The 18,250-nt window shown below is 71.6% G+C and carries 20 protein-coding genes; 12 read left to right on the top strand and 8 right to left on the bottom strand.

What is annotated here, in order from left to right; genetic code table 11:
* Positions 1 to 5 precede the first annotated feature (5 nt).
* On the bottom strand, positions 6 to 899 hold the full coding sequence (locus tag IOD14_RS33195; protein WP_174269094.1) for a class I SAM-dependent methyltransferase: 894 nt from the start codon (positions 897 to 899) through the stop codon (positions 6 to 8).
* A 317-nt stretch (positions 900 to 1,216) separates the two neighbouring features.
* On the opposite strand from IOD14_RS33195, the gene rpsA reads away from it, so the two are divergent.
* From rpsA to IOD14_RS33175, 4 genes are all read left to right on the top strand, one after another.
* A complete protein-coding gene (rpsA, locus tag IOD14_RS33190; protein ID WP_123988504.1) occupies positions 1,217 to 2,719 on the top strand; it encodes a 30S ribosomal protein S1 in 1,503 nt (500 codons plus the stop codon).
* A 179-nt stretch (positions 2,720 to 2,898) separates the two neighbouring features.
* Positions 2,899 to 3,837 carry a PAC2 family protein gene (locus IOD14_RS33185; protein WP_123988503.1) on the top strand — a complete coding sequence of 313 codons (939 nt, stop codon included), beginning with the start codon at positions 2,899 to 2,901 and terminating at the stop codon, positions 3,835 to 3,837.
* Between the two features lie 31 nt (positions 3,838 to 3,868).
* Positions 3,869 to 4,486 (top strand): dephospho-CoA kinase, encoded by a 618-nt coding sequence (gene coaE, locus IOD14_RS33180; RefSeq protein WP_123988502.1) that lies wholly within the window; start codon positions 3,869 to 3,871, stop codon positions 4,484 to 4,486.
* Positions 4,487 to 4,536: 50 nt separating this feature from the next.
* On the top strand, positions 4,537 to 4,923 hold the full coding sequence (locus tag IOD14_RS33175) for a tetratricopeptide repeat protein (RefSeq protein ID WP_123988501.1): 387 nt from the start codon (positions 4,537 to 4,539) through the stop codon (positions 4,921 to 4,923).
* Positions 4,924 to 4,948: 25 nt separating this feature from the next.
* Here IOD14_RS33175 and IOD14_RS33170 read toward each other — a convergent pair whose 3' ends face one another.
* Positions 4,949 to 5,215, bottom strand: a complete 267-nt coding sequence (locus IOD14_RS33170) for a DUF6343 family protein (protein ID WP_174269093.1) — start codon at positions 5,213 to 5,215, stop codon at positions 4,949 to 4,951.
* A 77-nt stretch (positions 5,216 to 5,292) separates the two neighbouring features.
* On the opposite strand from IOD14_RS33170, the gene IOD14_RS33165 reads away from it, so the two are divergent.
* Together IOD14_RS33165 and IOD14_RS33160 are read left to right on the top strand one after the other, a co-directional pair.
* Positions 5,293 to 6,192, top strand: coding sequence for an acyltransferase domain-containing protein (locus tag IOD14_RS33165; RefSeq protein ID WP_212672277.1), 900 nt, complete (start codon positions 5,293 to 5,295; stop codon positions 6,190 to 6,192).
* A 186-nt stretch (positions 6,193 to 6,378) separates the two neighbouring features.
* Positions 6,379 to 6,843, top strand: a complete 465-nt coding sequence (locus tag IOD14_RS33160) for a DoxX family protein (RefSeq protein ID WP_212672276.1) — start codon at positions 6,379 to 6,381, stop codon at positions 6,841 to 6,843.
* A 72-nt stretch (positions 6,844 to 6,915) separates the two neighbouring features.
* Here IOD14_RS33160 and IOD14_RS33155 read toward each other — a convergent pair whose 3' ends face one another.
* The gene (locus tag IOD14_RS33155; protein ID WP_123988497.1) at positions 6,916 to 7,539 is read right to left on the bottom strand and encodes an RNA-binding S4 domain-containing protein; all 624 of its coding nucleotides are present in this window, start codon (positions 7,537 to 7,539) and stop codon (positions 6,916 to 6,918) included.
* A gap of 123 nt (positions 7,540 to 7,662) precedes the next feature.
* Between IOD14_RS33155 and IOD14_RS33150 the strand changes: the two genes are divergently transcribed.
* Together IOD14_RS33150 and pip are read left to right on the top strand one after the other, a co-directional pair.
* Positions 7,663 to 8,394: a uracil-DNA glycosylase gene (locus tag IOD14_RS33150; RefSeq protein ID WP_212672275.1), complete on the top strand. Its 732-nt coding sequence runs from the start codon at positions 7,663 to 7,665 to the stop codon at positions 8,392 to 8,394.
* Positions 8,395 to 8,403: 9 nt separating this feature from the next.
* Positions 8,404 to 9,366, top strand: coding sequence for a prolyl aminopeptidase (pip, locus tag IOD14_RS33145; RefSeq protein WP_123988495.1), 963 nt, complete (start codon positions 8,404 to 8,406; stop codon positions 9,364 to 9,366).
* Here the strand turns inward: pip and IOD14_RS33140 are convergent.
* A complete protein-coding gene (locus IOD14_RS33140; protein WP_123988494.1) occupies positions 9,363 to 10,031 on the bottom strand; it encodes a GntR family transcriptional regulator in 669 nt (222 codons plus the stop codon). The genes pip and IOD14_RS33140 overlap by 4 nt on opposite strands.
* Before the next feature lie 177 nt (positions 10,032 to 10,208).
* Here IOD14_RS33140 and IOD14_RS33135 point away from each other — a divergent pair, with 177 nt between their 5' ends.
* Positions 10,209 to 11,675 (top strand): NCS1 family nucleobase:cation symporter-1, encoded by a 1,467-nt coding sequence (locus IOD14_RS33135; protein WP_123988493.1) that lies wholly within the window; start codon positions 10,209 to 10,211, stop codon positions 11,673 to 11,675.
* 5 nt (positions 11,676 to 11,680) lie between these two features.
* Complete coding sequence (locus tag IOD14_RS33130) at positions 11,681 to 12,400, top strand: aspartate/glutamate racemase family protein (protein WP_123988492.1); 720 nt, start codon at positions 11,681 to 11,683, stop codon at positions 12,398 to 12,400.
* A gap of 267 nt (positions 12,401 to 12,667) precedes the next feature.
* Here the strand turns inward: IOD14_RS33130 and IOD14_RS33125 are convergent, their stop codons facing one another.
* The 3 genes from IOD14_RS33125 to IOD14_RS33115 are packed head-to-tail and all read right to left on the bottom strand — an operon-like array spanning position 12,668 to position 14,192.
* Positions 12,668 to 13,117: a GNAT family N-acetyltransferase gene (locus IOD14_RS33125; RefSeq protein ID WP_212672274.1), complete on the bottom strand. Its 450-nt coding sequence runs from the start codon at positions 13,115 to 13,117 to the stop codon at positions 12,668 to 12,670.
* Positions 13,114 to 13,527 carry a RidA family protein gene (locus IOD14_RS33120; RefSeq protein WP_212672273.1) on the bottom strand — a complete coding sequence of 138 codons (414 nt, stop codon included), beginning with the start codon at positions 13,525 to 13,527 and terminating at the stop codon, positions 13,114 to 13,116. The genes IOD14_RS33125 and IOD14_RS33120 overlap by 4 nt, the downstream gene beginning before the upstream one ends.
* Positions 13,524 to 14,192, bottom strand: coding sequence for a hypothetical protein (locus IOD14_RS33115; protein WP_212672272.1), 669 nt, complete (start codon positions 14,190 to 14,192; stop codon positions 13,524 to 13,526). The genes IOD14_RS33120 and IOD14_RS33115 overlap by 4 nt, the downstream gene beginning before the upstream one ends.
* 86 nt (positions 14,193 to 14,278) lie before the next feature.
* Between IOD14_RS33115 and IOD14_RS33110 the strand changes: the two genes are divergently transcribed.
* Together IOD14_RS33110 and IOD14_RS33105 are read left to right on the top strand one after the other, a co-directional pair.
* On the top strand, positions 14,279 to 15,043 hold the full coding sequence (locus IOD14_RS33110; protein WP_212672271.1) for a nucleotidyltransferase domain-containing protein: 765 nt from the start codon (positions 14,279 to 14,281) through the stop codon (positions 15,041 to 15,043).
* 222 nt (positions 15,044 to 15,265) lie between these two features.
* Positions 15,266 to 17,209, top strand: coding sequence for an FUSC family protein (locus tag IOD14_RS33105; protein WP_212673444.1), 1,944 nt, complete (start codon positions 15,266 to 15,268; stop codon positions 17,207 to 17,209).
* Positions 17,210 to 17,212: 3 nt separating this feature from the next.
* On the opposite strand, the gene IOD14_RS33100 is transcribed toward IOD14_RS33105, so the two are convergent.
* Positions 17,213 to 18,193 carry an endonuclease/exonuclease/phosphatase family protein gene (locus IOD14_RS33100; protein ID WP_123988488.1) on the bottom strand — a complete coding sequence of 327 codons (981 nt, stop codon included), beginning with the start codon at positions 18,191 to 18,193 and terminating at the stop codon, positions 17,213 to 17,215.
* Between the last annotated feature and the right edge of the window lie 57 nt (positions 18,194 to 18,250).

Here is an 18,250-nt window from a genome sequence, read left to right as displayed (position 1 = left end):
AGGCCTCAGTCGCGCTCGCACACGAAGATCGCGGACCCGGGGATCAGATTCCCGCGCAGCGGGGACCAGCCGCCCCACTCCGAGGTGTTCCAGACCGGCCACTCCGGCTCGACCAGGTCGACCAGGCGGAAGCCGCCCGCGACGACGTCACGCACCCGGTCGCCGATCGTGCGGTGGTGCTCGACGTACACCGCGCGGCCCTTCTCGTCCTGCTCGACGTAGGGCGTGCGGTCGAAGTAGGAGGCCGAGACGGTCAGGCCCTCGGGGCCCGGCTCGTCCGGGAAGGCCCAGCGGATCGGATGCGTCACCGAGAAGACGAAGCGGCCGCCCGGGCGCAGCACGCGGCGCACCTCCTTGAGGACCAGCACCGGGTCGGCGACGAACGGCAGCGCGCCGTACGCCGAGCACGCCAGGTCGAAGGAGCCGTCCGCGAAGGGCAGGACGCCCGCGTCGGCGCACACCAGGGGGAAGGACGTACCGATGCGCAAGGCGTGCTGGAGCTGGCGGTGCGAGATGTCGAGGGCGACCGGGCGGGCGCCCTGCGCGGCCAGCCAGCGCGCGCACTGGGCCGCGCCGGCGCCGATCTCCAGGACGTCCTTCCCCTTGAGGTCCTCGGGCGGTCCCAGCAGCTCGGCCTCCACCTCGTCGAGGCCCTCGGGGCCCCACACGAAGCGGTCGTCGCCGAGGAAGGTGCCGTGCTCGACCTGGTAGTCGTCCGCGTTGCGGTCCCACCAGCCACGGTTGGCGCGGGCGCTCTCGGTGACGTCCGCGTCACGCCGGGTGGCCTGCGACTCCGCGTCCGGGTCGGACTCCTGCTGGTGTGATGCGGGCTCTTGGATGATCGGCTCCCTCGTATTAGTCTGCGGCTCTTCCGTCCGACCGGTCGCGGCGGCCGTCATAAAAGGGACGCCGTCGCACGCGCGTGGCCTCGTGGGACAGGTTTTGTGCCGGGTATGCGGCGATCCGCCCCGGGTGTGCGCCTTCGCGCATTGACCCTGTCCGGCTGCCCCCGTATGCTACAAGTTGCGCTGCGGGCCTGCGCACCTCAGACGTAGCAGGTCGCGCTCGCATCTGTTGTATGTCCCCTCGGTTCTCGAGGCGCCACCAGTGGTTTTGTGTGGCGCTTCCTTGGCTGTCCGGCTTCTTCAGAGCGAAACGGGCTCCCGGCGTAAGCAGTACCTACGACTTCAATGTCCGTACCGGAGCCCTTTCCCACATGACGAGCAGCACCGAGACCACCGCCACCACCCCGCAGGTAGCGGTCAACGACATCGGTAACGAGGAAGCCTTCCTCGCCGCGATCGACGAGACGATCAAGTACTTCAACGACGGCGACATCGTCGACGGCGTCATCGTGAAGGTCGACCGGGACGAGGTCCTGCTCGACATCGGTTACAAGACCGAAGGCGTTATCCCGAGCCGCGAGCTCTCGATCAAGCACGACGTCGACCCCAATGAGGTCGTCGCCGTCGGTGACGAGATCGAGGCCCTTGTTCTCCAGAAGGAGGACAAGGAAGGCCGCCTGATCCTCTCGAAGAAGCGCGCCCAGTACGAGCGTGCCTGGGGCACCATCGAGAAGATCAAGGAAGAGGACGGGATCGTCACCGGTACCGTCATCGAGGTCGTCAAGGGTGGTCTCATCCTCGACATCGGCCTCCGTGGCTTCCTCCCGGCTTCCCTCGTCGAGATGCGCCGTGTCCGCGACCTCCAGCCCTACGTGGGCAAGGAGCTCGAGGCCAAGATCATCGAGCTGGACAAGAACCGCAACAACGTGGTCCTGTCCCGCCGTGCCTGGCTGGAGCAGACCCAGTCCGAGGTCCGCCAGACGTTCCTCACGACCCTCCAGAAGGGTCAGGTCCGCTCCGGCGTGGTCTCCTCGATCGTCAACTTCGGTGCCTTCGTGGACCTGGGTGGCGTCGACGGTCTGGTCCACGTCTCCGAGCTCTCCTGGAAGCACATCGACCACCCGTCCGAGGTTGTCGAGGTCGGCCAGGAAGTCACCGTCGAGGTCCTCGACGTGGACATGGACCGCGAGCGTGTCTCCCTGTCGCTGAAGGCGACCCAGGAAGACCCGTGGCAGCAGTTCGCCCGCACCCACCAGATCGGCCAGGTCGTGCCCGGCAAGGTCACGAAGCTGGTTCCGTTCGGTGCGTTCGTCCGCGTGGACGAGGGCATCGAGGGTCTGGTCCACATCTCCGAGCTGGCCGAGCGCCACGTGGAGATCCCGGAGCAGGTCGTCCAGGTCAACGACGAGATCTTCGTCAAGGTCATCGACATCGACCTCGAGCGCCGTCGCATCAGCCTCTCGCTGAAGCAGGCCAACGAGGCCTTCGGTGCCGACCCGGCGACGGTCGAGTTCGACCCGACCCTGTACGGCATGGCCGCGTCGTACGACGACCAGGGCAACTACATCTACCCCGAGGGCTTCGACCCCGAGACCAACGACTGGCTCGAGGGCTTCGAATCCCAGCGTGAGGTGTGGGAGAACCAGTACGCCGAGGCGCAGACCCGCTTCGAGCAGCACCAGCAGCAGGTCATCAAGTCCCGTGAGGCCGACGCCGCTGCCGCGGCCGAGGGCGGGGACGCTGCGGGTGCCGCTCCGGCCGCGGGTGGCGGTGGCGGTTCGTACTCCTCCGAGGGTGCGGACACCTCCGGCGCTCTCGCGTCGGACGAGGCGCTGGCCGCGCTCCGCGAGAAGCTCGCGGGTGGCCAGAGCTGAACGCTCACTGAGCAGTAGCTCTTGAACTGAAGGGCCGTACCTTTCGAGGTGCGGCCCTTCGGTGTTCTCGGCCGCTGACATGAAAAGGCCGTAAGAGATGGCCTGATCAGGGCCGTGGATGGGAATGCCGCTGTTCCAGGGCGTGTTGAAGCGTATGAACACGAGGAGGAGCGGTCACTGTGCTTGATCCGCAGGGTTTGTACGCATGGGAGCCCAAGGGCCTCGCCGTCGTCGACATGGCGCTCGCGCAGGAGTCGGCCGGTCTGGTCATGCTCTACCACTTCGACGGATACATCGACGCGGGCGAGACCGGCGACCAGATCGTCGACCGGCTGCTCGACTCGCTGCCGAACCAGGTCGTGGCCCGTTTCGACCACGACCGGCTCGTGGACTACCGCGCCCGCCGTCCGCTGCTCACGTTCAAGCGCGACCGGTGGACGGACTACGAAGAGCCCACGATCGACGTGCGACTCGTCCAGGACGCCACCGGAGCGCCCTTCCTGCTGCTGTCGGGCCCGGAGCCGGACGTGGAATGGGAGCGCTTCGCCGCGGCCGTCCAGCAGATCGTGGAGCGGCTCGGCGTCCGGCTGTCCGTGAACTTCCACGGCATCCCCATGGGCGTCCCGCACACCCGGCCCGTCGGCCTCACCCCGCACGGCAACCGGCACGACCTCGTCCCCGGCCACCGCAGCCCCTTCGAGGAGGCGCAGGTGCCCGGCAGCGCCGAGGCCCTCGTCGAGTACCGGCTCATGGAGGCGGGCCACGACGTCCTGGGCGTCGCGGCGCACGTCCCGCACTACATCGCCCGCTCGCCCTACCCCGACGCCGCCCTGACCGTCCTGGAGGCCATCACGGCCGCCACCGGCATGGTCCTGCCCGGCATCGCCCACGGCCTGCGCACCGACGCCCACCGCACCCAGACCGAGATCGACCGCCAGATCCAGGAGGGCGACGAGGACCTCGTGGCCCTCGTCCAGGGTCTGGAGCACCAGTACGACGCGGCTGCCGGCGCGGAATCCAGGGGCAACATGCTCGCCGAACCCGTGGACATCCCGTCCGCCGACGAGATCGGCAAGGAGTTCGAGCGCTTCCTGGCGGAACGGGAAGGCGACAACTGACACACGGCGAGCACCGTCTAGGCTTCCGCTCATGCTGAAGGTGGGCCTGACCGGCGGTATCGGCGCCGGCAAGAGCGAGGTGTCGAGGCTCCTCGTGGAGCACGGCGCCGTCCTGATCGACGCCGACCGCATCGCGCGCGAGGTCGTCGCGCCGGGCACCCCCGGCCTCGACGCGGTCGTGCAGGCGTTCGGCGAGGAGGTGCTGGCCGAGGACGGCAGTCTCGACCGTCCCCGGCTGGGCTCCATCGTCTTCGCCGACCCGGACCGGCTCGCCGTGCTGAACTCGATCGTGCATCCCCTGGTGGGCGCCCGGTCCCGCGAGCTCGAATCAGCCGCCGCCGAGGACGCCGTCGTCGTCCACGACGTCCCGCTCCTCGCCGAGAACGCCCTCGCCCCGCTCTACGACCTCGTGGTCGTCGTCGACGCGAGCCCCGAGACCCAGCTCGACCGGCTCGTCAGGCTGCGCGGCATGACCGAGCAGGACGCACGCGCGCGCATGGCCGCCCAGGCGACCCGCGAGAAGCGCCTGGAGATCGCGGACGTCGTCATCGACAACGACGTACCCCTCGATGAACTGCACCGACGCGTGCGGGAGGTATGGGGCGATCTCGTACGACGGGCGCGCGCGTCCCGGCAGTCACAGGAATAGCGTCCCCCGGTCCGGGCGTTGAACCCTTCCAGTGAGGGAAGGACTGAGCCGTGCCCGAGATCAGCGGATCGACCGGACGTACTCCGGAGACGCATGTCATCGACTTCCGCGCGGCCGAGCAGTTGCTCACCGCGCGGGACCCTCGGGGCGCGGTGAAGCTGCTCGACTCCGTCATCGCCGCCCACCCGGAGAACACCGCCGCCCGGCTGCTGCGCGCGCGGGCCTTCTTCGCCGCCGCGCAACTGCGGCCCGCGGAGCTGGAGTTCACCATCGTCCTGGAACGCGAGCCGGACAACGCCTTCGCGCACTTCGCGCTCGCCCGCACCTATGAGCGACAGGGACGGTCCGACCAGGCCAGGCGGCACTTCCGGCTGGCGGCCGCCCTGGACCCGAACCCGGAGTTCCTGAAGGCGGCGCGGTTCGACTCCGAGTCCTGAACTGCGTGCCGGCTTCCCGCGGCGGTCAGCGGCGGCCGTTCTCCGGCGGCCGGTACGGCGGGATGTCGGGGCCCGGCTGGTAGTGCGGGCCCTGACGGATGTGCCTGAGGATCATCGTCGTGTCGACGGTGATCACCAGCCAGAGCACTCCGCAGGCGATGGCCCAGCCGGGACGGCCCGCCAGCGCGAACGCGGCCGTACCGAAGATCGCCCAGACCAGACCCCACACGCTCAGCCAGAACCGGGCCCGCAGCGCACTGCGCGCCGTCGTCGGCTCACTGCCTGTACGCATCCGGATCACCACTCCTTCCTTGCAACGTACTCTTCGGAACGGACGTTGACCAAAGGGCCGAAGAGGGAGGTCACCGCGTGCTTCCGGACGCCGACGAACTGGCCGAGGTGCTGGTGGAACTCGCTGTACCGCACGAGGACGTGAGCGAACTCGTACGGATGGGCCGACGGGTCATGGACGACCCGGAGCTGCGGCGCTTCCTGGAACACTCCGTCGACGAACTCGTCCGGGACATCGGCAGGGCCGACGACCCGGTCGTCCTGCCCGAGCTCGACTGGCCGGCCGGCGCCCTCCAACGCTGCTTCCCCGTCTACGTGTTCGTGGCCGCGCTGCCGCACACGCGCGCGTACCACCGCGAGCGCGGCATCCCGGCCGAGGTGTCCCGGCGCACCCTCGCCGACCTCGGGCGGAACATGGCCGTGCACCGCAGGCGGTACGGCAGGGCGGGCGTGGCGTCACCGCGCTGGCTGACCCGGCACTCGCGGGGCGAGCTGTACCAGCTGGGGCGGCTCCAGTTCGAGCGGACCCGGTACGGGCCGTGGAACAGCAGGGCGTTCTCGGCGGCGGGGCTGGACATCCCCCTCGGCACGCCCTGTCTGAGCCTGCACATCCCCGACTTCCTCGGACCGCTCTCCCCTGAAGCCTGCGATCGTTCGCTCGCCCTGGCCGCCGAGTTCTTCGCCCGGCACTTCCCGGAGGAGCCGTATCCGGCCGCGCTGTGCCATTCCTGGCTGCTGGACCCGCAGTTGAAGGAGTACCTGCCCGCGGACTCCAACATCGTCCGGTTCCAGGAGCGTTTCCGGCTCGCCCCCGCGGACGCGGGACCGGAGGACACCGAGCCGGTGCAGTTCGTGTTCGGGGACCCGGAGCTGCCGGTGGAGAGCCTGCCGCGGCGGACGGCGCTGGAGCGGGCCGTGGGCGATCACCTGCGGGCCGGTGGCCACTGGTACATCGGGCGCGGCTGGTTCGCCTGGTAGCGCGGGCGTGACGGGCTCGCCCCCTGGCGCGGGCGGGCCGGTTCGCCGGCTGCCCGGACGTGGGCGGCTCGTCATACGGCCCGGAGCGGTCGGTGAGAGAACGGTCGTGCGGCGGCGATGAGTTCGGGTGCGGGGGCCGGTCTACCTCCCTGACAGCAACACGGACCGCTTCCCCAGGAGATCCCGATGTCCGAGACCACCGTCCCCGTCACCCGTACCGCCGCTTCCACCGCCGCCCCCGTCATCGCCGAGTCCTCGACCTCCCGCGGCCGCCGCGCCCGGATCGCCCTGCGCGCCCTGCAGGTCGTGCTCGCCCTCTTCTACGTGATCGCGAGCGCGCTGCCCAAGCTGATCGCGCACCCCTCGGCCGCCGAGGGCTTCGACAGGATGGGCTGGGGGAGCGCGGGGATGTACACCATCGGCGTGCTCGAACTGGCCGGAGGGATCGCCCTGCTGATCCCGGTGCTGCAGTCGGTGGCGGCCATGGCGCTGAGCGGGCTGATGGTCGGCGCGTTCGTCGTCCAGCTCACGTACTTCGACGGGGAGAACGCGGCGACTCCGCTCATCCTGATCGTCCCCCTCGCCCTGATCGCCTGGGCCCGGCGCCGGCACAACGCGGACCTGCTGCGACTGGTGCGACGACGGGCATGACGGGAGCGGCCGCGGTCACCGCCGTGAGGCCGGCGCCCTCGCCCTTAGGGGAGGGCGCCGGCCTCACGGCGGTCAGTCCCGGTGGTCCGGCCGGCCTGCCTCGCCGTGCCCGGGGGTGCCGGTCCCGCCCGGCCCGGCGAAGCGGGTGCGGCGACCGCCTTCCGCGAGGCCGCGCAGACGTTCCAGTTCGCGGCGGTCGCGCTTGGTCGGGCGGCCGGTGCCGCGGTCGCGGATGCCGGCGGGTGCGACGGCCACGCGGGGCGGGGGCGGCGGCGAGTTGTCGACGTAGCACTGGGCGGCCACGGGGGCGCCGACCCGTTTGCGGATCAGACGCCTGACGATGACGATCCGCTCCCGGCCCTCCTGGCGGACGCGCACCTCGTCGCCGACGCGCAGCGAGTGGGCGGGCTTCACCCGCTCGCCGTTCACATGCACGTGTCCGCCCCGGCAGGCGGTGGCTCCCGCGGAACGGGTCTTGACCAGCCGTACGGACCAGATCCAGCTGTCGATCCGCACGCTCTCGCCGTTCTGCGGCCCGGCGGCCTCCGCGGCGGCGACGGCGGCGGCGATCTTCGGGTCCGGTGCCTCGGGAACCGCGAGACCGGGACCGGCGACCTCCGCGCCGGGCCCCTCGGCCGCCGTTCCGGCCCGGCCCGTTCCACCGGTCTCGTTGTCGTCCGTACGTTCCACAGCCATGGTCCGACCTTAGTACGCGGGAGCGCGGGTCCCAGGTGGTTTTCCGGGGGGTGCCGGGCAGCGCGGTCCGGCCGCCCGGCCCTGGCCGTCGGCGTCCCGGCGGTCCGGCCGTACCGTGGAGCCGTGGATGCCCTGGCCGATCTCGACCGCCGGATCTCGGGCTGTCGTGCCTGCCCGCGGTTGGTCGACTGGCGGGAGGAGGTGGCCCGGACCAAGCGGGCCGCGTTCGCCGACTGGACCTACTGGGGCCGGCCGGTGCCAGGGTTCGGGCCGCCGGACGCGCGGATGCTGATCGTCGGGCTCGCGCCGGCCGCGCACGGCGGGAACCGCACCGGGCGGATGTTCACCGGTGACCGTTCCGGGGACGTGCTGTACCAGGCGCTGTACGACGTCGGGCTGGCCTCGCAGCCGACCGCCGTGACCGCGGACGACGGACTGGAGCTGCACGGCGTGCGGATCACCTCGCCCGTGCACTGCGCCCCGCCCGCCAACAAGCCGACCCCCGGGGAGCGTGACACCTGCCGGCCCTGGCTGGTCCAGGAGCTGAACCTGCTGCGGCCGACGCTGCGGTCCGTGGTCGTGCTCGGGGCCTTCGGCTGGCAGGCCGCGCTGCCCGCGTTCGCCGAGGCGGGCTGGAGCGTGCCCCGGCCGAGGCCCGCCTTCGGCCACGGGACGCGCGTCCCGCTCGACGGCCTCGAACTCTTCGGCTGCTTCCACGTCAGTCAGCGCAACACCTTCACCGGCAAGCTCACGCCCGAGATGCTGCGGGACGTGCTGCGCACGGCGGCCGAGGCGGCGGGACTGCGGGGCCGTACCGGCGAAAACGGGACGACGAGGCCGTCGTACGACGGTTAGGGTCGCCGGATGCCTCTCTACCCGGAGATCGAACCCCACGACCACGGCATGCTCGACGTCGGCGACGGCAACCTCGTGTACTGGGAGACCTGCGGGAACCCGGACGGCAAGCCGGCGGTGGTGCTGCACGGCGGTCCGGGGTCAGGGTGCACGCCGTGGGCGCGCCGGCTGTTCGACCCCGCCGCGTACCGGATCGTGCTGCTGGACCAGCGCGGTGCCGGGCGGTCGAGGCCGCACGCGAGCGCGTACGACACCGACATGAGCGTCAACACGACCCCGCGTCTCATCGCGGACCTGGAGTTGCTGCGGCGGCATCTGGGGATCGAGCGGTGGCTGGTGTGGGGTCTGTCGTTCGGGTCGGTGCTGGGGTTGCGGTACGCGCAGACGCATCCGCAGGCCGTGACGGAGCTCGTGCTGACGGGCGTCGCGACCGGGTCCGATGCCGAGGTCGCACTGCTGACCAGGGGAGTGGGGAAGATCTTCCCCGAGGCTTTCGAGCGGTTCGTCGGCGAGCTGCCCCTCGCCGAGCGGGACGGGAACCTCGCCGCCGCCTACAACCGCTTGCTGGAGTCGCCCGACGCGGCGGTCCGTGAGCGGGCGGCGCGGGCCTGGACCGACTGGGAGACGGCGACCATTCCCGCCCCGCCCAGATCGGTCGAGCGTTTCGAGGACCCGGTGTTCCGGATGGGCTTCGCCCGTACCGTCACCCACTACTGGGGCAACGGTCACTTCCTCGACGAGGACGGCGCCGTCCTGCGCGACGCGCCCCTGTTGAAGGACATCCCCGGCACCCTCGTGCAGGGCAGCCTCGACTTCGGGAACCTCCTCGGCACCGTCTGGCGGCTCCATCACGCCTGGCCGGGCAGCGAGTTGACGGTGATCGACGAGGCGGGGCACAGCCCCGGGGCCCCCGGCACGGTCGAGGCGCTGGTGGAGGCGACGGACCGGTACGCGCGCGGCTGGACCCGCTAGACCGGCTCGCCCGTGTCCCCGAACAACTGCCGTACCGTCGACTCGTAGTTGGTCCGCACATGGGCCAGGGCGTGCGCCCGGGCCCGCTCCGGGTCGCCCGAGGCGATCGCCTCGTACAGGTCCCGGTGTTCGACGAGGAGCTGGGGCCACTCCTCGTTGCGCCGGGTCATCCAGCGCAGCCGCCCCGCAACCGGTTCCAGGGCCTCGACCAGCAGGCTGTTGCGGGCCATCGCCACGATGCTGTCGTGCAGACGGCTGTTGACGTCCGTGATGGTCTCCGCGTCGCCCGCCGCGGTCGCGGTGGCCGCGAGGTCGAGGAGCCGCTCCACCTCGGCGAGATCCTCCGGGGTCGCCCGGGCCGCGGCGAGCCCTGCGGCGTACACCTCCAACGCCTCGCGCAGTTCGAAGAGTTCCTTGACGTCGTTGGGGGTCAGTCGCCGTACGACCGTGCGGCGAGGGGTCTCGAAGTGGACGAAGCCCTCGGCGACCAGCGCGCGGATCGCCTCGCGGACCGGCACCCGGGAGACCCCGAAGCGGTCGGCGAGCTCCCGCTCGACCAGCCGGTCGCCGGGGCGCAGTCCGCCCGCGATGATCTCCTGCCGCAGGGTGGCCAGGACGCGTTCGCGGACGGCGCCGAGGGGCTCGGTGTTCGTCGTGGAGCTCATGGAGCCATCTTCTCCGACGCCGGAGCCGTCGCGGACGCCGGAGGTGTTTTACGGAGCCTTAACGAACGCGACATCGGTCGGAACTCTTGACGGCGGGACCATGTCGGCAGTTTGGTATACCAAAACCGGATGCCAGGCGGCCGCCACCCTCCTCCTGTCCCCGTCCTTGGAGGCCCTGTGTCCCTCGCCGACCGTGCCGAAGTCACCGGCACACCAGCGTTCGTCCCCGATCCCCGGCTCACCAACGAAGACCTCGCGCCCGCGGGCAAGCGGAACTGGAAGGTCTTCGACCTCTTCGCCATGTGGATGTCCGACGTCCACAACCTCGGCAACTACACCTTCGCGGCCGGTCTGCTGGTCCTCGGCATGAACGTGTGGCAGGTCTTCACCTCCCTGCTCGTCGGCTTCGTGCTCATCTACATCGGCATGAACTGGATGGGGAAGATCGGCCAGCGCCACGGCGTGCCGTTCCCCGTGGTCAGCCGCATCAGCTTCGGTGTGTGGGGCGCCAACATCCCGGCTCTCATCCGGGCCGTGATCGCCATCATGTGGTACGGCATCCAGACCTACCTCGCCTCCGTCGCGGTCAACGTGATGCTGCTGGCCGCCTGGCCGGGCCTCGAGTCCTGGACGCACAGCTCCTTCCTGGGCCTCGACGCGCTCGGCTGGGTCTCCTTCCTCTCCCTGTGGCTGATCCAGGCGCTGATCATCAGCCAGGGCATGGAGTCGGTCCGCAAGTTCCAGGACTTCTGCGGCCCGGCGATCTGGCTCGTCATGATCGCGCTGGCGGTCTGGGTGCTGGCCAAGGCCGGCTGGAGCATCTCGCTCACCACCACCCCGCACCCGGTCTCGGTCGGTGAGCAGTGGCGGCAGTGGTTCGGCGCGATCGGCCTGATCCTCGCCACCTACGGCACCCTCATGCTCAACTTCTGCGACTTCTCCCGCTTCGCTCCGGACTACAAGACCGTCCGCCGCGGCAACTTCTGGGGTCTGCCGATCAACTCCACGGCCTTCGTGGTCGTCTCCGTGATCGTGACCGCGGGCTCGCTGGAGGTCTGGGGCGAGGCCATCACCGACCCGGCCGAGCTCGTCGCCAAGGTCGGCAACACCTGGGTGATGGTGCTGGGCGCGCTCACCTTCGCCATCGCCACCATGGGCGTCAACATCGTCGCCAACTTCGTCTCACCGGCGTACGACCTCGCCAACGTCTGGCCGCAGAAGATCACCTTCAGGGTCGGCGGCATGATCAGCACGGTCGCCGCGCTCGTCGTGACCCCGTGGAACCTCTTCTCCAACCCCACGGTCGTCAACTACTTCCTCGGCGGCCTCGGCGCCTTCCTGGGCCCGCTGTTCGGCGTGATCATGCTCGACTACTACTGGGTCAAGAAGGGCCGCGTGGACGTCGACGAGCTGTTCAAGGCCGAGCCCGGCTCCCGCTACTACTACCGCAAGGGCGTCAACCCCAAGGCCCTGTGGGCGTTCCTGCCCGCGGCCGCCGTCGCCGGGGTCCTCGCCCTGGTGAAGACGTTCAGCGACGTGGCCCCGTACTCCTGGTTCATCGGTACGGCCCTCGCAGCCGGCCTGTACGCGCTGCTGTGCCGCAGCGAGCGGACCGCCCCCGTCGAAGAGCCCGTGGAGGTCTGAGAAACGTGCGGATCGTCGTCACCAACTGCAACACCACGCAGGAGATGACCGAGGAGATCGTACGAGGTGCCCGGGCCGCGGCAGGCCCGGGCACCACCGTGCTCGGACTCACCCCCGCGTGGGGCCCGGAGTCCGCCGAGGGCTGGCTCGACAGCTACCTCTCCGCGGCGGCGGTCATCGACCTGCTGCGCACGTACGAGGGGCCTTCCTACGACGCCGTCGTCATGGCCGGCTTCGGTGAGCACGGCCGGGAGGGCGTCCGGGAGTTGGTGGACGTACCGGTCGTCGACATCACCGAGGCCGCCGCCCATCTGGCCTGTCTGCTCGGTCGGCGCTACGGGGTCGTCACCACGCTGGAGCGCTCCTGCGGGCAGATCGAGGACAGCCTGGAGCTGGCGGGGGTGGGGCGCAACTGCGCCGCCGTCATCGGGACCGGGCTCGGCGTTCTCGACCTCGGCGACGCGGACCGCACGGAGGCCGCGTTCCTGGCCGCCGCCGAGCGGGTGCGGGAGGCGGGCGCCGAGGTGTTGGTGCTGGGCTGCGCCGGGATGACCGGGCTGCAGCGGACGGTGGGGGAGAAGCTCGGGCTTCCCGTCGTCGACGGGGTGGGGGCGGCGGTGAAGCTCGCGGAGTCCCTGGTGGGACTGGGGCTCACGACCAGCCGGGCGGGCGGGTACGCGAAGCCGGTGCCGAAGAGGCGGGTGTGGGGAGCGCCGCCGGGCTGATCACGGTGGGCTGATCGGGCTCGGGGTCGTGTGATGGGAGTGGGGATTGCGGTCGGGCTGATCGGGCTCGGCTGATGGTGCTCGGCTCGGTGATGGGTGCGGGGCCGCCACTGGGCTGATCAGGTTTCGGCCGGTCGTGCTCGGGTCGGGTGGGGTCGCGCCGTCACGCCGGTCGTGCTCGGGTCGGGTGGGGTCGCGCCGTCACGCCGGTCGTGCTCGGGTCGGTTGAGGTCGCCGTCACGCCGGTCGTGCTCGGGTCGGTCGCCCTCAGGGTCGCCAGACGTACCGCACGTCCGGTTCCCGCTCCTCGTTGCCGCTGCCGTCGGTGCGTTCGGCCTCGACGAAGCCGTGGCGCTCGTAGAAGCGGTGGGCCGGCTTGTTGACCTGGAAGGTCCACAGGCTCAGCCCCTGGGGACTGCGTTCCTTGGCGAGCGCGACGAACCGGTCGCCGATGCCGCGCCCCCGCCAGTCGGGGTCGAGATACAGCTGGGACAGCAGATCGTCGGCGAGGACCATGAGGCCCACGACCTGTTCCTCCGCCACAGCCACCCACGTCTCCCGCAACGGCACCACGATGTCCCGGATGTGGGCGCGCACCTCGTCGTCGGACCGGGGCCGCGTCACCGTCGGCAACGCGGCGGTGAAGGAACGCAGATACACGTCGGCCGCGGCGGAGGCGTCGGCGGCGGTGGCCCGGCGGATGACGACCCCGCTCACCGCCCCGCCTCCTGAGGGACCACGGCCGTCGCCGTGATCTCCACCAACTGGCCCGTGTAGCCGAGACAGGCGACGCCGATCAGCGTCGACGAGTGCGGCCCGGCGCTCAGCCCGGACGCCTCGACGACCTCCCACACGGCGGACAGCACCGCGGGCTCGCTGCTCACGACATGCACGTCGGTCGCCAGCACATGCTCCAAGTCGCTGCCGACGGCGAGCAGCTGCTCCTTCAGATTCGCGATCACCTGCTCGGCCTGCCGCGCCGGATCCCCCGCACCGACGAGGTTCCCCTCGGCGTCCAGCGGAACGGACCCGGCGAGGAACGCGAGCTTCGTGCCGGCCTCGACGACGGAGGCGTGGGAGTAGGTCGGCGGCGGGAAGAGGGCCGGGGCGGTGACGCGCTGGATCACGTGGGCTCCTGGGGCGAACGGCGGGCAACCTTTCGATCATCGGGGGCGGAGGGACGGGGCCGCATCTCAATTTCCGGGCCCGACCGGTGTGCGAGGTGTGCGCACTCCTGTGCAAGGTCCGGGTACGCCTGGGAGACGGACGCGAGGATCCTTCGCCGCAGCAGCTGCTCCGCGGCCGCGCGTCCGGTGCCGCCGGACAACTCGTCGAGGATGTCGTCGTAGCGGGCCGGCCGATGGCAGAGATAGTCGACCTTCCAGTGCTCGAGCGGGAACTCCGTTGATCCGCCCAGGTGTTCGCGGTGCTCGACGGCGAGGGCCGTCAGTTCCTCCGGAGCGAGCACGGGCACGTCGATCGGTTCCGCCGCGATCCGCGCGAGGATCTCCCGCCGTCTGCGCAGCACCGCCTCCCGGACCGCGCCGGACCGCCGGACGGCCACCGCCGAGACCGCCCTGAACTCCTCACTCCGCTCGGCTGCTTCGACCCGCTCGACGCTGTAGAGACGGGTCGGCGGGGCCGTGCGGAAGAACGGGTTGGCCCGCCGCAGATCGGGCTCGCCGAGCAGTCGGCGGACCATCCCGGCGGTCCAGCCGCGGGCCCGCAGACCGGCAGCGGAGAGGTGTGTGCGATGCGCTCGCGGGTGCTGGTCCTTCTCGTACGTCGTCATCGCCTGTTCCCCCGTCGCCGTAACACTGAGTGACGACTTCATTGATAACGCGTGCCACTGACAACGGGCCTTCGTAGGCTGCGCCCATGTCTCCCACGCACTGTGACGCGGACTTCCTCGAGATCACCACCGACCGCCTCGCCGCCCTGCCCGCCGTCCGGGCCGTGGCCCTCGGTGGCTCGCGTGCCCAGGGGACCGCGCGACCGGACAGCGACTGGGACCTGGCGGTCTACTACCGGGGCACGTTCGACCCGGCCGCCCTGCGCGCCGTCGGCTGGGAGGGCGAGGTGTCCGAGCTCGGCGGCTGGGGCGGCGGGGTGTTCAACGGCGGCGCGTGGCTGACGATCGACGGGCGGCGGGTCGACGTCCACTACCGGGACCTCGACGCGGTGGAGCGGGAGCTGGCGGAGGCGCGGGAGGGCCGCTTCCGGGTCGAGCCCCTGCTCTTCCACCTCGCGGGCATCCCCACCTACCTGATCGTGGCCGAACTCGCGATCAACCAGGTCCTGCGGGGCGACCTCCCGCGCCCCGACGCCTACCCGCCGAAACTCCGCACCTCGGCCGCCACCCGCTGGCGCGACACCGCCCACCTCACCCTCGCCTACGCCGAGGCCAACCATGCCCCGGCCGGCCGCCTCACCGAGACCGCGGGCGCCCTCGCCACGGCCGCCGTCCAGATGGGCCACTCCGTGCTGGCGGCCCGGGGAGAGTGGGTGACGAACGAGAAGCGGCTGCTGGAACGGGCCGGGCTGCGGGAGGTCGACCGGATCGTCGAGTCCCTGACGGCGTCACCCGCGGCGGCCGTCCGCGCGGTGACGGAGGTACGGGAACTGTTCGACGCGGCGGGCTGAGCAGCCGTACGGATTCCGTCGTCCTCTCGTTCTCCCGGGTTGCGTTCATAAAGAACGTGGCTTTTGCATGCATCGTCACACGCGGGTAACACGAGCGTCCCGGACCCTCCAGGAACGCGATCTACCGTGGAGACCACAGCCCAACGCCCGGCCACCGTCGCCCGAAGGCACACCCCCGCCTCCCCCGACGACAGGAGCCCCGTGTCCCGCCCCGCCGTACGGATGCACCTACCGCCCTGGCTCGCCCACGCCCTTCGTGCCCAGCGCGGGCCGATTCCCTGGAGTGCCGTGGTGCGCGGGGCGCTGTCCGCCGGGCCCCTGCTGCTGGCCGGAGTGCTCGCCGACCGCACCTCGCTCGGTGTCGTCGCCGCCATCGCCGCCATGCTGGCCGGGATCAACGACCGGCCCGGGAGCCGACGGGTCTCGGTGCGGAGGATCGGGGCGCCCGCGCTCGCGGGGGCGGCCGGGATGGCGGTCGGGACGTACGCGGGGCAGTACGCGGGGGCCGTGACCCTCACCCTTCTCCTCACCCTCGTCGGGCTGGTCGCCGGCGGCATCAGCGCCGTCGGTCCCGTCGCCTCCGGAGCCGGAACGCAGTTGCTCGTCGGCTCCGCCATCGGGGCCGGGATGCCCCTGCCGTTGGAAGGCTGGCTGCGGGCCGCCGCCTACCTCGGCGGAGCCTGCTGGCTGCTCGCGCTGCGCCTCGCCCTGCCCACCCCCGGCTCCCTCGCCGGGGACTTCCGGTTCGACGGCGAGCGGGAGGCCGTCGCCGAGGTGTACGACGCCGTCGCCGCCCTCCTCGACGCCGTGGGCGGGGAGAACGCCACCTCGCGGCGCGTCGCGCTCACCGCCGCTCTCGACCACGCGCAGGACGCGCTCACCGGGCCCCGGCTGCGGCGGTACGCCAGCTCGGCCGCCGAGCGGCGGCTGCACGCGCAGTACGCCGCCGCGCTGCCCCTCGCCGAGGCCGCCACCGCGCTCGCCTGGGCGGAGGAAGCGGTGCCCGGGCGGGCCTCCGCGGGACCCCGGCGGCTCGCCGCCGCCGTACGGGGGAACACGCACACCGGACCGCTGCCCGCGCCCAACCGGTCGGGGCCCGCGCTGCGGGCGCTCGACGACGCGTTGCTGCGGGCCGCCGAGGCGTTCGACCGGGGCCGGGGTGGGGACCTGCACACGCGCCGACGCACCGTCCGGGACCTGCTGCGGGCCGTCTTCGGGGCCGGTGGGCGGGAGTACGGGCTGCGGGTCGCCCTCTGCTTCGGGGCCAGTGCCGCCGTGGCACAGGCGCTGCACCACTCCCACTGGTACGGGGAGCACGCGCACTGGTACTGGCTGCCCGCCACCGCCGTCTTCCTCGTCAAGCCCGACCTCGGACCGCTCGCCTCCCGGGTGCTGTGCCGGGCCGCCGGGACCGTCCTGGGCGCGCTGGTCTTCGCCGGGTTCGCGCTGGTGCTGCCGCGGCCCGAAGGGCTCATCGCGCTCGTCGCCGTCGGCGGGGCGCTCATCCCGGTTGCCACCCGGCACTTCGCCGCGCAGACCGCCGTCGTCACGGTGCTGGTCCTGGCGCTCGTCATGGTGGGCGGCGAGCCGCAGGCCTCCGCCAGCCGGATCACCGAGACCCTGCTCGCCTGCGCCATCGTGCTGATCGTGGGTCATCTGCCGATGCCGGGACAGCGGGGCGGGGGAGTCCGATCCCGGCTGACAGCGGCGGGCGAGGCGGCGCAGGCGTACCTCACGCATGTCCTGCGGGAGGCCGAGGGGTCCGGTCTGCGGGACAGTTCGTGGCCGGCCTTGCGGCAGGCCGTGCGGCGTGTCCGCACCGAGGACACCGACGACACCGAGAACACCGGCGACACGCGGGCCGTGCGCTGGACCCTCCGTCGGGAGGCCTACCGCGCGCTCGCCGAGGCCCGTACCGCCATCGCCCTCGCCGCCGCCGAACTCCCGCCGCTCGCCCGGCACTCGGAGGGCTCGGACGAGATCGTCGCCGTGCTCGAAGGGATCGTCGACACGACCACCGCGTGCGCCGTGCACCTGGACGACTCCGGCCGGCTCGCCCCCGAACAGGTTCGGCGGCTCACCGAACTCCTCGACGAACTCCACCGACTCGACGAGGGCCACCGGCGCGTGGGGGTCCGGCTGCCCGAAGTCCCCCTGGCCGGTTAGGAGTCAGACCCGGACCCACACCGGTGCGTGGTCCGAGCCGGGCGTCCCCACCCGTTTCCTCGGGTCCTCCTCCACCGACGGCAGTTCGAGGGCGTCGTCCCGCTGCTCCGGCAGGCCCGTCCCCGCCTCCGCGATGCGGCGGGCCAGACGGTGACTCACCAGGACGTGGTCGATCAGTTCCGCCCGTCCGAAGCTGACCCGGGAGAAGCGGCGTTCCTCGGGTATGCGCGGGGCGATGTCCCACAGCCGGAACGGATCGCCCAGGTCGGACTTGTGGAACGCGCGCGGCTTGTCGAGCTCGGAGCCGGGCGGGCCGAGCAGGATCTGGGTGGTGGCGGCGTTCACCACGTCGTTCATGTCGCCGAGGACGATGACGTCCCGTTCCGTTCCGGCGCCTTCGAGCAGGAAGTCCGCGAGGGCGCGCAGGGTCGCCGCCTCGGCCGCGCGCCGGTAGAGGGCGTAGGCGCCGAAGCGGGCCCGTTCGGCCTCGTCGTGCGGCTGGAAGCGGCTCTTGCCCTCGGCCGCCGGATACGACAGCAGCTTCGACTTGAGATGGGCGACGGCCACCTGGAGCACCCCGTCCGCGGTGTCGGTCTCCACCGCGAGGAAGCCGCGGCTGGTCTCCCGGTCGTGCGCGTCCGGCTCGGTGCCGTCGTCACCCTGCACGGGCCGCAGCAGGTCCGCGAACACATGGGTGTCCCGCCGTATCCGCAGCGGGGTGCGGCTGAGGAAGCCGACCCGGATGCCCCTGCGGTCGGCGTGCCGGGAGAGCGCGATGTGCCACTGCCCGCCCGTGGCCTTGGCCAGGTCGGCGAGCGTCTCCTCCTGTTTGACCTCCTGCACTCCCAGCAGCGCCGGGTCGAGCGCGGTGATCACGGAGGCGAGGGCCTCCACTTTCGCCTCGTACTCGGCCTCGGTCCTCGGAGCGCCGTCGCCGCTGCGCGGCAGCATCAGATTCTCTAGGTTCCAGGTGCCGACGAGCATGCCGGACCCCTTCCGGAAGGCGTACGACGGGCGGTGGTCAGGCCAGCGTGCCCGTGC

Origin of the sequence: Streptomyces sp. A2-16, assembly GCF_018128905.1 — a bacterium.
Taxonomy (GTDB): Bacteria; Actinomycetota; Actinomycetes; order Streptomycetales; family Streptomycetaceae; genus Streptomyces.
Note: the sequence above shows the minus strand (reverse complement) of the source record. Positions and strands in the feature narration are given on the sequence as shown.

Excerpts from the sequence above, each read along its gene's own strand:
- IOD14_RS33195 (WP_174269094.1), bottom strand. The coding sequence starts at position 899 with ATGACGGCCGCCGCGACCGGTCGGACGGAAGAGCCGCAGACTAATACG.
- rpsA (WP_123988504.1), top strand. The coding sequence starts at position 1,217 with ATGACGAGCAGCACCGAGACCACCGCCACCACCCCGCAGGTAGCGGTC.
- coaE (WP_123988502.1), top strand. The coding sequence starts at position 3,869 with ATGCTGAAGGTGGGCCTGACCGGCGGTATCGGCGCCGGCAAGAGCGAG.
- IOD14_RS33170 (WP_174269093.1), bottom strand. The coding sequence starts at position 5,215 with ATGCGTACAGGCAGTGAGCCGACGACGGCGCGCAGTGCGCTGCGGGCC.
- IOD14_RS33160 (WP_212672276.1), top strand. The coding sequence starts at position 6,379 with ATGTCCGAGACCACCGTCCCCGTCACCCGTACCGCCGCTTCCACCGCC.
- IOD14_RS33155 (WP_123988497.1), bottom strand. The coding sequence starts at position 7,539 with ATGGCTGTGGAACGTACGGACGACAACGAGACCGGTGGAACGGGCCGG.
- pip (WP_123988495.1), top strand. The coding sequence starts at position 8,404 with ATGCCTCTCTACCCGGAGATCGAACCCCACGACCACGGCATGCTCGAC.
- IOD14_RS33140 (WP_123988494.1), bottom strand. The coding sequence starts at position 10,031 with ATGAGCTCCACGACGAACACCGAGCCCCTCGGCGCCGTCCGCGAACGC.
- IOD14_RS33115 (WP_212672272.1), bottom strand. The coding sequence starts at position 14,192 with ATGACGACGTACGAGAAGGACCAGCACCCGCGAGCGCATCGCACACAC.
- IOD14_RS33110 (WP_212672271.1), top strand. The coding sequence starts at position 14,279 with ATGTCTCCCACGCACTGTGACGCGGACTTCCTCGAGATCACCACCGAC.
- IOD14_RS33105 (WP_212673444.1), top strand. The coding sequence starts at position 15,266 with ATGCACCTACCGCCCTGGCTCGCCCACGCCCTTCGTGCCCAGCGCGGG.
- IOD14_RS33100 (WP_123988488.1), bottom strand. The coding sequence starts at position 18,193 with ATGCTCGTCGGCACCTGGAACCTAGAGAATCTGATGCTGCCGCGCAGC.